Genomic DNA, 12043 nt, shown 5'->3' on the forward strand with positions numbered 1-12043 from the left:
TTTTATTTCTGGAGTAAACCACCATGTCTGAAGGCTGGAATATTGCCATTTTAGGTGCCACGGGTGCCGTGGGCGAAGCCCTGCTCGAAACTCTTGCCGAGCGTCAGTTCCCGGTGGGAGATATCTATGCGCTGGCGCGCACCGACAGCGCGGGCGAACATCTGCGTTTTGGCGGTAAATCCGTGATGGTTCAGGATGCGGCCGCGTTTGACTGGACCCAGGCGCAGTTGGCGTTTTTTGCCGCAGGTGCAGAAGCCACGGCGTCTTATACTGAAGAGGCGACCAATTCGGGCTGTCTGGTGATCGACCTGAGCGGTCTGTTCTCCCTGGAGCCGGACGTGCCTCTGGTGGTCCCGGACGTCAATCCGTTTGTGCTGGCTGACTACCGCAACCGTAACGTTATCGCGGTACCGAACAGCCTGACCAGCCAGCTGCTGACCGCGCTGAAGCCGCTGATTGACGACGGCGGCATGTCGCGCATTACCGTCACCAGCCTGCTGTCCGCGTCGGCGAACGGTAAAAAGGCCGTTGACGCGCTGGCCGGGCAGAGTGCGAAGCTGCTGAACGGTATCCCGATTGACGAAGATGATTTCTTTGGCCGCCAGCTGGCGTTCAACATGCTGCCGCTGCTGCCGGATCGTGAAGGTTCCGTGCGCGAAGAGCGTCGTCTCGTCGACGAAGCGCGCAAGATTCTGCAGGACGAGGGGCTGATGATTTCCGCCAGCGTCGTACAGTCCCCGGTCTTCTACGGCCACGCGCAGATGGTCGGCTTTGAAGCGCTGCGTCCGCTGGCGGCAGAAGAGGCCCGCGACGCGTTTGGCCGCGGTGAAGATATCGTCCTTTCCGAAGAGAGCGAGTTCCCGACCCAGGTGGGCGACGCCACCGGCAGCGCGCATCTTTCCGTTGGCTGCGTGCGTAACGACTACGGTATGCCGGAGCAGGTCCAGTTCTGGTCCGTTGCCGATAACGTTCGCTTTGGCGGCGCGCTGATGGCGGTCAAGATCGCCGAGAAGCTGGTGCAGGAGTATCTGTACTGATGTCCGAAGTGGATCAAAAGCCGGTTCATAAAATTGCCCTCGGTATTGAGTACGATGGCAGTAAATATTATGGCTGGCAGCGTCAGAATGAGGTGCGCAGCGTTCAGGAAAAGCTGGAGAAAGCGCTCTCTCAGGTGGCAAACGAGCCGATTAACGTCCTGTGCGCGGGGCGTACGGACGCGGGTGTTCATGGCACGGGGCAGGTGGTTCACTTTGAAACCACCGCCGTGCGTAAGGATGCCGCCTGGACGCTGGGTGTAAATGCGAATTTACCTGGTGACATCGCGGTGCGTTGGGTGAAATCTGTGCCGGAAGATTTTCACGCGCGCTTCAGCGCGACGGCGCGTCGCTATCGCTATGTCATCTACAACCAGCGTCTGCGTCCGGCGGTGTTAAGCCAGGGCGTGACGCATTTTTATGAACCGCTCGATGCAGAACGCATGCATCGCGCGGCGCAGTGTCTGATTGGTGAAAATGACTTTACGTCGTTTCGTGCGGTGCAGTGTCAGTCCCGTACGCCGTGGCGTAACGTCATGCACATTAACGTCAGTCGTTTTGGCGCGTATGTGGTGGTGGATATCAAAGCCAATGCCTTTGTACATCATATGGTGCGGAATATTGTAGGCAGCCTGATGGAAGTGGGCGCCGGACACCAGCCGGAGAGCTGGATTGCAGAACTGCTGGCAGCGAAGGACAGAACGCTTGCGGCAGCAACGGCGAAAGCGGAAGGGCTTTATCTGGTCTCGGTAGACTATCCGGATCGGTTTGACCTGCCAAAACCGCCAATGGGCCCGCTGTTTTTAGCGGACTAAACAAAGGTGCAATTAAGGCTTAGACAATATGGACGTAATACGTTTTCTGATTGATTTCATTCTGCATATTGATGTTCACCTGGCGGAGCTGGTCGCGCAGTACGGCGTCTGGGTTTACGCCATTCTGTTCCTGATTCTGTTCTGTGAAACCGGTCTGGTCGTTACCCCGTTCCTGCCGGGAGACTCGCTGCTGTTTGTGGCCGGTGCGTTGTCGGCGCTGCCCACCAATGATTTGAACGTGCATCTGATGGTGGTGTTGATGGTGATTGCCGCGATTGTCGGGGATGCGGTCAACTATACGATTGGCCGAGTGTTCGGTGAGCGGTTGTTCAGTAATCCGGACTCGAAAATTTTCCGCCGCAGCTATTTAGACAAGACCCATGCCTTCTATGAACGTCATGGCGGAAAAACCATTATCCTTGCGCGTTTTGTGCCTATTGTGCGCACATTTGCGCCGTTTGTGGCGGGAATGGGCCATATGTCCTATCGTCATTTTGCAATGTATAACGTGGTGGGCGCACTGCTTTGGGTGTTGCTCTTTACCTATGCAGGCTATCTGTTTGGCGACTTGCCGGTGGTTCAGGAAAACCTTAAGTTACTGATTGTAGCGATTATTGTGCTTTCCGTTCTGCCGGGTGTTATCGAAATCATTCGTCACAAACGCGCGGCAGCAAAGCAAGCGAAGTAAATGCACGCTGGCGGTTCGACCACTTTTTTATCCAAAGTTTCGGGCTGTTATGTTTTAATGTGCAACATTCATGGTCTGTTGGAGGCAAAAATGGCATTATTCGCCTCTTATAGCAAAACTGGCATACGACCAGGTTCAGGCAGAAAGGTTATCAATGAGCTGGATTGAACGAATTAAAAGCAACATTACCCCGACGCGCAAAGCGAGCATTCCTGAAGGGGTATGGACGAAGTGTGATAGCTGCGGCCAGGTTCTGTATCGCGCAGAGCTGGAACGCAATCTTGAGGTGTGTCCGAAGTGTGACCACCACATGCGTATGTCGGCGCGCAACCGCCTGCATAGCCTGCTGGACGAAGGTTCTCTGGTAGAACTGGGCAGCGAACTGGAGCCAAAAGATGTGCTCAAGTTCCGCGACTCCAAAAAATACAAAGATCGTCTGGCCTCTGCACAGAAAGAGACCGGCGAGAAAGACGCGCTGATCGTCATGAAGGGCACCCTGCACGAGATGCCGGTGGTTGCCGCTGCGTTTGAGTTCTCCTTTATGGGCGGCTCAATGGGCTCCGTGGTCGGCGCGCGTTTCGTGCGTGCCGTTGAGCAGGCGCTGGAAGACAACTGCCCGCTGATCTGCTTCTCCGCCTCCGGTGGCGCGCGTATGCAGGAAGCGCTGATGTCCCTGATGCAGATGGCGAAAACCTCTGCGGCGCTGGCGAAAATGCAGGAGCGCGGTCTGCCGTACATCTCGGTACTGACCGACCCAACCATGGGTGGCGTCTCCGCAAGCTTCGCGATGCTGGGTGACCTGAACATCGCTGAGCCAAAAGCGCTGATCGGCTTTGCCGGTCCTCGCGTCATCGAGCAGACCGTTCGTGAAAAACTGCCGCCGGGCTTCCAGCGCAGTGAGTTCCTCATTGAGAAAGGCGCTATCGATATGATCGTCCGCCGTCCGGAAATGCGCCTGAAACTGGCCAGCATTCTGGCGAAGCTGATGAATCTGCCAGCGCCTAACCCGGATGAGCCGCGCGAAGGCGTGGTGGTACCGGATCAGGAACCCGAGGCCTGATAACTGAAAAGGGCAGGGCCAGATGGCGCTGCCCTTTTGCTTTATAACCTGTTAATGACAACCGGGCATTATGGAAAATAAAAGCATTCCCCAAGCCACGTCGCCCCTGGCCGCGTGGCTTTCTTATCTGGAAAACCTGCACAGTAAAACCATCGATATGGGCCTTGAGCGCGTAAGCCAGGTTGCCGCGCGTCTCGACGTGCTGAAACCGGCTCCGTTCGTGTTCACCGTTGCAGGTACTAACGGTAAAGGGACGACCTGCCGCACGCTGGAATCTGTCCTGATGGCTGCCGGCTATAAGGTCGGCGTTTACAGCTCACCGCATCTGGTGCGCTATACCGAGCGCGTGCGGGTGCAGAACACCGAGCTGGCGGAATCTGCCCATACGGCGTCGTTCGCGGCTATCGAAGCGGCGCGCGGGGAAACCTCATTAACCTATTTTGAATACGGCACCCTGTCGGCGCTATGGCTGTTCAAACAGGCGCAGCTGGACGTGGTGATCCTGGAAGTGGGGCTGGGCGGGCGTCTGGATGCCACCAATATGGTGGATGCGGACGTGGCGGTGGTCACCAGCATCGCGCTGGATCATACCGACTGGCTGGGCCCGGACCGTGAAAGCATTGGCCGCGAGAAGGCCGGTATTTTCCGGGCGAATAAGCCCGCCGTGGTGGGCGAGCCGGACATGCCGCATACCATTGCCGACGTGGCGAAAGAGAAGGGCGCACATCTGTTGCGCCGAGGCGTTGACTGGCAGTATGAGGTGCAGGGCAACGGCTGGCGCTTCAGCGATGCGCGGGGCGTGCTGGAGAATCTGCCGCTGCCGCAGGTACCGCAGCCGAACGCGGCAACCGCGCTGGCGGCACTGCGCGCCAGCGGATTAGCTGTAAGTGAGCAGGCGATCCGTGACGGCATTCAGAATGCGCTGCTGCCGGGTCGTTTCCAGATAGTCAGCGAGTCACCGCGTCTGATTCTGGATGTGGCGCACAACCCGCATGCGGCGGCGTATCTCGCAGGACGTCTCAAATCGTTACCAAAAACCGGGCGCGTGCTGGCGGTTATCGGTATGCTTCATGATAAAGATATCGGCGGCACGCTGGCCTGCATGGAGAGTGTGGTCGATAGCTGGTATTGTGCTCCTCTGGAGGGGCCGCGTGGTGCGACTGCTGAGCAGTTGATGGAACATCTCGGCAAAGGTGCAATCTACAGTAGCGTGGCGCAGGCCTGGCATGCCGCGATGGCGGATGCTAAACCAGAAGATACCGTGCTGGTGTGTGGCTCTTTCCACACGGTGGCACATGTCATGGAAGTGATGGACGCGGGGAGAACCGGTGGCGAGTAAGTTTCAGAACCGTTTAACAGGAACCATTGTGCTGGTCGCGCTCGGGGTGATTATTCTTCCCGGGCTGCTCGACGGGCAGAAAAAACATTATCAGGACGAGTTTGCAGCCATTCCGCTGGTGCCGAAGCCGGGCGACCGCGATGAGCCGGATATGCTGCCTGCGGCGACTCAGGCGCTGCCTGCTCAGCCGCCTGAAGGGGCGGCGGAAGAAGTTCGCGCGGGCGATGCCGCTGCGCCGTCACTCGACCCGTCGCGTCTGGCGGCGAATAACAACATCGAGATCGATCCGGTACCGGTAGAGAAGCCTAAGCCTGCTGAAAAACCGAAGCCGGTAGAGAAACCGCAGCCGAAGCCTCAGCAACAGCGAGATAAAGCAGCAGAGCAGCTTGCTGCAGCGTCTGAAACTCCACCACCTGCGAAGCAAGACGCAGCGCCGACCGGCAAAGCCTACGTTGTGCAGCTGGGGGCGCTGAAAAACGCCGATAAAGTCAACGAGGTTGTGGGTAAACTGCGCAGCGCGGGCTATCGCGTTTACACTTCACCTTCCACGCCGGTACAGGGTAAAATTACCCGTATCCTCGTGGGGCCGGAGGCGTCGAAAGACAAGCTGAAAGGGTCGCTGGGCGAGCTGAAGCAGATCTCCGGGCTGAGTGGTGTGGTGATGAGCTACAGCGCGAACTAAGTACGACCTGCTCCTTTAGAGAGAGGCGATAAGCCACGGCGTTGAACATTTTTTCAACGCTTTTTTTATTTACGCGCGGGAAGGAAATCCCTACGCAAACGTTTTCTTTTTCTGTTAGAATTCGCCCCGAACTGGATGACAGGGCGTTTAATCGTGGGACACATATGGTCTGGATTGATTACGCCATCATTGCGGTGATTGGTTTTTCCTGTCTGGTTAGCCTGATCCGTGGCTTTGTTCGTGAAGCGTTATCGCTGGTAACCTGGGGTTGTGCTTTCTTTGTTGCCAGTCATTACTACACTTACCTGTCTGTCTGGTTCACGGGCTTTGAAGATGAACTGGTCCGAAATGGAATCGCCATCGCGGTGCTGTTTATCGCGACGCTGATTGTCGGCGCTATCGTGAATTACGTGATAGGTCAGCTGGTCGAGAAAACCGGTCTGTCAGGAACGGACAGGGTACTCGGGATCTGTTTCGGGGCATTACGAGGCGTGCTGATTGTGGCCGCGATCCTGTTCTTCCTGGATACCTTCACCGGGTTCTCCAAAAGCGAAGACTGGCAAAAATCGCAGCTCATTCCAGAGTTCAGCTTCATCATCAGATGGTTCTTTGACTATCTGCAAAGCTCGTCGAGTTTTTTGCCCAGGGCATAAACCCTGAGATGTGGCTTAACGAGGAAAAGACGAATGTGCGGTATTGTCGGTATCGCCGGTTTCATGCCGGTAAACCAGTCGATTTATGACGCGTTAACGGTGCTTCAGCACCGTGGGCAGGATGCTGCGGGTATCATCACCATTGATGCAAACAACTGCTTCCGTTTACGTAAGGCCAATGGCCTGGTAAACGATGTGTTTGAAGCCCGCCATATGCAGCGTCTGCAAGGTAATATGGGGATCGGTCACGTTCGTTATCCTACTGCTGGCAGTTCCAGCGCCTCTGAGGCACAGCCTTTCTACGTCAACTCACCGTATGGCATCACGCTTGCCCATAACGGCAACCTGACCAACGCTCATGAGCTGCGTAAGAAGCTGTTCGAAGAGAAACGTCGCCACATTAACACCACCTCTGATTCAGAAATCCTGCTCAATGTGTTCGCCAGCGAGCTGGATAACTTCCGTCACTACCCGCTGGAAGCAGACAATATCTTCGCTGCCATTGCCGCGACCAACCGCCAGATCCGCGGTGCGTACGCCTGCGTGGCGATGATCATCGGTCACGGCATGGTCGCCTTCCGCGATCCAAACGGCATTCGTCCGCTGGTTCTGGGCAAGCGCGACCTCGGCGATGGCCGTACCGAATATATGGTTGCCTCTGAGAGCGTGGCGCTGGATACCCTGGGCTTCGAATTCCTGCGCGACGTTGCGCCGGGCGAAGCGGTGTATATCACCGAGAAGGGCCAACTGTTCACCCGGCAGTGTGCCGACAACCCGGTCAGCAACCCGTGCCTGTTTGAATACGTCTATTTTGCCCGTCCGGATTCGTTCATCGACAAGATTTCCGTCTACAGCGCGCGCGTCAATATGGGCACGAAGCTCGGCGAGAAGATTGCCCGCGAGTGGGACGATCTCGACATCGACGTGGTGATTCCTATCCCGGAAACCTCCTGCGATATCGCCCTGGAGATCGCCCGAATTCTGGACAAGCCGTACCGTCAGGGCTTCGTGAAGAACCGCTACGTTGGCCGCACGTTTATCATGCCGGGCCAGCACCTGCGCCGTAAGTCCGTTCGCCGCAAGCTGAACGCCAACCGCGCGGAATTCCGCGACAAAAACGTTCTGCTGGTGGATGACTCCATCGTTCGCGGCACCACCTCTGAGCAGATTATCGAGATGGCGCGCGAAGCGGGTGCGAAGAAAGTCTACCTGGCGTCTGCAGCGCCGGAGATTCGCTTCCCGAACGTGTACGGCATTGATATGCCAACTGCCAACGAGCTGATTGCTCACGGCCGTGAAGTGGATGAGATTCGCCAGATCATCGGGGCCGACGGCCTGATTTTCCAGGATCTGAACGATCTCATCGACGCGGTGCGCGCCGAGAATCCGGAGATTCAGCAGTTCGAATGCTCCGTGTTCAATGGCGTCTACGTGACGAAAGACGTTGACCAGCAGTACCTCGACTACCTTGATTCGCTGCGCAACGACGATGCGAAAGCCGTTCAGCTGCAAAACGATCTCGAAAGCTTAGAGATGCACAACGAAGGTTAATCTCTCCGCAGGTGAGGGCGCTCGCCCTCACTTGCAACTCCCCGCAAAATCCTGCACAGTCAGCCCAGAATTCAGCAAGGGCGAAATCATGAAACGACTCATAATAGGCATCAGCGGTGCCAGCGGCGCGATTTACGGCGTACGCCTGCTACAGGTTTTGCGTAACGTGGCAGAAGTGGAAACGCATCTGGTGATGAGCCAGGCGGCGCGGCAAACCCTCTCCCTTGAAACGGATCTCTCCCTGCGCGATGTCCAGGCGATGGCGGACGTGGTTCACGATGCCCGCGATATCGCCGCCAGCATCTCCTCAGGCTCGTTTAAAACCGCCGGTATGGTGATCCTGCCCTGTTCAATCAAAACGCTCTCCGGGATTGTGAACAGCTATACCGACACGCTGGTAACGCGCGCGGCGGACGTGGTGCTGAAGGAGCGCCGCCCGCTGGTGCTCTGCGTGCGGGAAACGCCGCTGCACCTGGGCCATCTGCGCCTCATGACTCAGGCCGCTGAGCTGGGCGCGGTGATCATGCCGCCGGTGCCGGCGTTCTATCACCGACCGCAGTCGCTGGACGATGTGATCAATCAGACCGTCAATCGCGTGCTGGATCAGTTTGACATCGACCTGCCCGAAGACCTCTTCACCCGCTGGCAGGGAGCCTGATTCTGTGCACAAATGCTGTGCATGAAAAGAGACGTTGCCCTGTTTCAGGGCAATTATGCAACGGCGATCATATCCTCGACATTTAATTCGCTTTTTCCCTTTTTCTCTTTCCGGTTCGTTCGGCAGACCTGCTATCTTTCACCATTAAGGCAATATCGCAACGTTTTATTAACATATTTAACGTCGAACTTTTGACCAGACGGCAATGTGGCATAAGACCTGCAAGAGAAGCCTGCAACACAACACACAACACAATACATAATAAAATCACGGTACTTGAGGGTAAATGTATGAAGAAGACGGTTCTGGCTCTGTCTTTGCTGGTGGGGTTAAGTGCGGCGGCAGGTAGCTACGCAGCGCTTCCACAGACGGTTCGTATCGGTACAGACGCAACCTACGCGCCATTCTCTTCCAAGGATGCGAAAGGCGATTTCGTGGGGTTTGATATCGATTTGGGAAATGAAATGTGCAAACGTATGGAAGTGAAATGCACATGGGTGGGCAGCGACTTCGACGCATTAATCCCGTCGCTGAAGGCAAAGAAAATCGACGCCATTATCTCTTCTCTCTCCATCACCGAAAAACGCCAGCAGGAGATTGCCTTCTCTGACAAGCTCTACGCTGCGGATTCGCGTCTGATTGCCGCGAAAGGTTCCCCGATCCAGCCGACCATCGACTCGCTGAAAGGCAAGCATGTGGGCGTGCTCCAGGGCTCAACCCAGGAAGGTTACGCGAATGCCAACTGGCGCGAGAAGGGCGTCGACGTGGTGGCTTACCAGAACCAGGATCTGATCTACTCTGACCTGGCGGCAGGCCGTCTGGATGCCGCATTCCAGGATGAAGTCGCGGCGAGCGAAGGCTTCCTGAAGCAGCCGGCCGGTAAAGATTACGCCTTTGCGGGCCCGTCCGTGAAAGACAAAAAATACTTTGGTGACGGCACCGGCATCGGCCTGCGTAAGGACGATAAAGAGCTGAAAGCCGCCTTTGACAAAGCATTCACGGAGCTGCGCAAAGACGGTACCTACGACAAACTGGCGAAGAAATACTTCGACTTCAACGTCTACGGTGACTAACGCACCAGCGTGGTGCGTCGCGGGTGTGAATGATTCAATATGGTGCAATTTGTGCACCATATTGGGTCGCTACGTGCATACTTAAGCATTTATAATGCAAAAATTCCCGTCTGAAAGGCATTATTCTTTGCCTGACAGCGTGGATTAATGGCACATTAACCCCACCCCGTCGTCGTAAAAAAACCGTATGAAGACAGTTTGTTGAGGACAAATATGAAAAAACTCGTGTTGTCATTATCTCTGGTACTGGCCTTTTCCAGCGCCACCGCGGCCTTCGCAGCCATTCCGCAGAAAATTCGTATTGGCACCGATCCAACCTACGCGCCGTTTGAATCGAAGAATTCAAAGGGTGAACTGGTGGGTTTTGACATCGATCTGGCCAATGAGCTGTGCAAACGCATCAAAGCACAGTGTACTTATGTAGAGAACCCGCTGGATGCGCTGATCCCTTCACTGAAAGCTAAAAAAATAGACGTGATTATGTCCTCGCTTTCCATCACCGAGAAACGTCAGCAGGAGATTGCCTTCACCGACAAGCTCTATGCTGCCGATTCACGTCTGGTAGTGGCTAAGTCTTCTGACATTCAACCGACCCTCGAGTCGCTGAAGGGGAAACGCGTAGGCGTACTGCAGGGCACCACGCAGGAAACCTACGGTAACGAACACTGGGCGCCGAAGGGGATCGAAATCGTCTCCTATCAGGGCCAGGAAAATATTTACGCAGACCTGACGGCAGGCCGTATTGATGCCGCATTCCAGGATGAAGTCGCGGCAAGCGAAGGTTTCCTGAAGCAGCCGGTAGGCAAAGATTACAAGTTCGGCGGTCCGTCCATTAAGGACGAGAAGCTCTTTGGCGTGGGTACCGGTATGGGCCTGCGTAAGGAAGACAACGAACTGCGTGAGGCGCTGAACAAAGCGTTTGCTGAAATGCGCGCTGACGGTACCTACGACAAGCTGGCGAAAAAGTACTTCGATTTCAATGTGTACGGCGGCTAATCGCTCCGTCAAATAACGTGCGGCCCCTCCCGCTGGGGGAGGGGATAAGACACGGTTTACCACTCACGATACGACAGGGCTCGCGGTATGCTGTACGGATTTTCTGGCGTTATTTTACAGGGCGCGCTTGTCACCCTTGAGCTGGCTATCAGCTCCGTGGTGCTGGCGGTGCTGATAGGTCTGGCGGGCGCAGGGGCGAAGCTTTCGGCTAACAAACCGCTGGCGCTCATTTTCGAAGGCTATACCACGCTCATTCGCGGCGTACCCGATCTGGTGCTGATGCTGCTTATTTTTTACGGCCTGCAGATTGCCCTGAACAGCGTGACGGATGCAATGGGCATGGGACAAATTGATATCGACCCGATGGTGGCCGGTATTATCACCCTCGGTTTTATCTACGGTGCCTACTTCACGGAAACCTTCCGTGGCGCTTATATGGCGGTTCCCAGAGGACACATTGAAGCGGCAACCGCATTTGGTTTTACCTCTTCACAAACGTTTCGCCGGATTATGTTCCCGGCCATGATGCGCTATGCGCTGCCGGGCATCGGCAACAACTGGCAGGTTATCCTCAAAGCGACGGCGCTGGTCTCGCTGCTCGGTCTGGAAGACGTCGTGAAAGCGACTCAGCTGGCGGGCAAGAGCACCTGGGAGCCGTTCTACTTTGCGGTGGTCTGCGGCGCGATCTATCTGGTCTTTACGACCGTCTCCAATGGTGTGCTGCTTCTGCTCGAGCGTCGCTACTCCGTGGGTGTGAAGAGGGCTGACCTGTGATTGAGATTATTCAGGAATACTGGAAATCCCTGCTGTGGACGGATGGCTACCGCTTTACCGGCGTGGCGATCACGCTCTGGCTGCTGATTTCTTCCGTGGTGATGGGCGGCATTCTGGCGGTGTTTCTCGCCATCGGTCGCGTGTCGAACAATAAATTTATTCAGTTCCCGATTTGGCTGTTTACCTATGTGTTTCGCGGCACGCCGCTGTACGTGCAGCTGCTGGTGTTCTATTCGGGGATGTATACGCTGGAGATCGTAAAAGGCACGGAAATGCTGAATGCGTTCTTCCGCAGTGGCCTGAATTGTACGGTGCTGGCGCTAACGCTCAATACCTGCGCCTATACCACCGAGATTTTCGCCGGGGCCATTCGTTCCGTGCCGCACGGTGAGATCGAGGCGGCGCGCGCGTACGGCTTCTCGTCGGTGAAGCTTTACCGCTGCATTATTCTGCCGTCGGCGCTGCGCATTGCGCTACCGGCCTACAGCAACGAAGTGATTTTGATGCTGCACTCCACCGCGCTTGCCTTTACCGCGACGGTGCCGGACCTGCTCAAAATCGCGCGCGATATCAACTCCGCGACCTATCAGCCGTTTACCGCGTTTGGCATTGCGGCGGTGCTCTATTTAATTATCTCTTATGTTCTGATTAGCCTGTTCCGTAAGGCTGAAAAACGCTGGCTGCAGCATATAAAACCTTCTTCGACGCACTGAGAAAGAT

At 55.9% G+C, this 12043-nt stretch carries 13 protein-coding genes; all 13 read left to right on the top strand.

The window, feature by feature from the left end:
- Window positions 1-23 precede the first annotated feature (23 nt).
- The 13 genes from A6013_RS17085 (at window position 24) to A6013_RS17145 (ending at window position 12036) form a co-directional block, all read left to right on the top strand.
- Window positions 24-1037: an aspartate-semialdehyde dehydrogenase gene (locus A6013_RS17085; RefSeq protein ID WP_069733474.1), complete on the top strand. Its 1014-nt coding sequence runs from the start codon at window positions 24-26 to the stop codon at window positions 1035-1037.
- On the top strand, window positions 1037-1849 hold the full coding sequence (gene truA, locus A6013_RS17090) for a tRNA pseudouridine(38-40) synthase TruA (protein WP_069733475.1): 813 nt from the start codon (window positions 1037-1039) through the stop codon (window positions 1847-1849). The genes A6013_RS17085 and truA overlap by 1 nt, the downstream gene beginning before the upstream one ends.
- Before the next feature lie 28 nt (window positions 1850-1877).
- On the top strand, window positions 1878-2537 hold the full coding sequence (locus tag A6013_RS17095; RefSeq protein ID WP_008502599.1) for a DedA family protein: 660 nt from the start codon (window positions 1878-1880) through the stop codon (window positions 2535-2537).
- Window positions 2538-2691: 154 nt separating this feature from the next.
- Window positions 2692-3597, top strand: coding sequence for an acetyl-CoA carboxylase, carboxyltransferase subunit beta (gene accD, locus A6013_RS17100; RefSeq protein ID WP_003861408.1), 906 nt, complete (start codon window positions 2692-2694; stop codon window positions 3595-3597).
- 70 nt (window positions 3598-3667) lie between these two features.
- Window positions 3668-4936, top strand: a complete 1269-nt coding sequence (gene folC, locus A6013_RS17105; RefSeq protein ID WP_069733476.1) for a bifunctional tetrahydrofolate synthase/dihydrofolate synthase — start codon at window positions 3668-3670, stop codon at window positions 4934-4936.
- The gene (gene dedD, locus A6013_RS17110) at window positions 4926-5618 is read left to right on the top strand and encodes a cell division protein DedD (protein ID WP_045631481.1); all 693 of its coding nucleotides are present in this window, start codon (window positions 4926-4928) and stop codon (window positions 5616-5618) included. Before folC ends, dedD begins: the two co-directional genes overlap by 11 nt.
- A gap of 164 nt (window positions 5619-5782) precedes the next feature.
- Complete coding sequence (cvpA, locus tag A6013_RS17115) at window positions 5783-6271, top strand: colicin V production protein (protein ID WP_000262116.1); 489 nt, start codon at window positions 5783-5785, stop codon at window positions 6269-6271.
- A 33-nt stretch (window positions 6272-6304) separates the two neighbouring features.
- Window positions 6305-7822, top strand: a complete 1518-nt coding sequence (gene purF, locus A6013_RS17120) for an amidophosphoribosyltransferase (protein WP_014884664.1) — start codon at window positions 6305-6307, stop codon at window positions 7820-7822.
- Between the two features lie 88 nt (window positions 7823-7910).
- Window positions 7911-8480 carry a UbiX family flavin prenyltransferase gene (locus tag A6013_RS17125; protein WP_028013957.1) on the top strand — a complete coding sequence of 190 codons (570 nt, stop codon included), beginning with the start codon at window positions 7911-7913 and terminating at the stop codon, window positions 8478-8480.
- Window positions 8481-8770: 290 nt separating this feature from the next.
- On the top strand, window positions 8771-9553 hold the full coding sequence (gene argT, locus A6013_RS17130; protein ID WP_028013956.1) for a lysine/arginine/ornithine ABC transporter substrate-binding protein ArgT: 783 nt from the start codon (window positions 8771-8773) through the stop codon (window positions 9551-9553).
- A gap of 213 nt (window positions 9554-9766) precedes the next feature.
- Window positions 9767-10549, top strand: a complete 783-nt coding sequence (gene hisJ / locus A6013_RS17135) for a histidine ABC transporter substrate-binding protein HisJ (protein ID WP_047367997.1) — start codon at window positions 9767-9769, stop codon at window positions 10547-10549.
- Window positions 10550-10636: 87 nt separating this feature from the next.
- Window positions 10637-11323 (top strand): histidine ABC transporter permease HisQ, encoded by a 687-nt coding sequence (locus A6013_RS17140; protein ID WP_028013954.1) that lies wholly within the window; start codon window positions 10637-10639, stop codon window positions 11321-11323.
- Window positions 11320-12036, top strand: a complete 717-nt coding sequence (locus tag A6013_RS17145; protein WP_028013953.1) for an ABC transporter permease — start codon at window positions 11320-11322, stop codon at window positions 12034-12036. The genes A6013_RS17140 and A6013_RS17145 overlap by 4 nt, the downstream gene beginning before the upstream one ends.
- Window positions 12037-12043: the final 7 nt, after the last annotated feature.

Origin of the sequence: Enterobacter sp. IF2SW-B1 (assembly GCF_001743375.1) — a bacterium.
Taxonomy (GTDB): Bacteria; Pseudomonadota; Gammaproteobacteria; order Enterobacterales; family Enterobacteriaceae; genus Enterobacter; species Enterobacter bugandensis.

Coding starts and splice junctions, on each gene's coding strand:
- A6013_RS17140 (WP_028013954.1), top strand. CDS start 10,637: ATGCTGTACGGATTTTCTGGCGTTATTTTACAGGGCGCGCTTGTCACC.
- purF (WP_014884664.1), top strand. CDS start 6,305: ATGTGCGGTATTGTCGGTATCGCCGGTTTCATGCCGGTAAACCAGTCG.
- folC (WP_069733476.1), top strand. CDS start 3,668: ATGGAAAATAAAAGCATTCCCCAAGCCACGTCGCCCCTGGCCGCGTGG.
- cvpA (WP_000262116.1), top strand. CDS start 5,783: ATGGTCTGGATTGATTACGCCATCATTGCGGTGATTGGTTTTTCCTGT.
- accD (WP_003861408.1), top strand. CDS start 2,692: ATGAGCTGGATTGAACGAATTAAAAGCAACATTACCCCGACGCGCAAA.
- hisJ (WP_047367997.1), top strand. CDS start 9,767: ATGAAAAAACTCGTGTTGTCATTATCTCTGGTACTGGCCTTTTCCAGC.
- A6013_RS17085 (WP_069733474.1), top strand. CDS start 24: ATGTCTGAAGGCTGGAATATTGCCATTTTAGGTGCCACGGGTGCCGTG.
- truA (WP_069733475.1), top strand. CDS start 1,037: ATGTCCGAAGTGGATCAAAAGCCGGTTCATAAAATTGCCCTCGGTATT.
- argT (WP_028013956.1), top strand. CDS start 8,771: ATGAAGAAGACGGTTCTGGCTCTGTCTTTGCTGGTGGGGTTAAGTGCG.
- A6013_RS17125 (WP_028013957.1), top strand. CDS start 7,911: ATGAAACGACTCATAATAGGCATCAGCGGTGCCAGCGGCGCGATTTAC.
- A6013_RS17095 (WP_008502599.1), top strand. CDS start 1,878: ATGGACGTAATACGTTTTCTGATTGATTTCATTCTGCATATTGATGTT.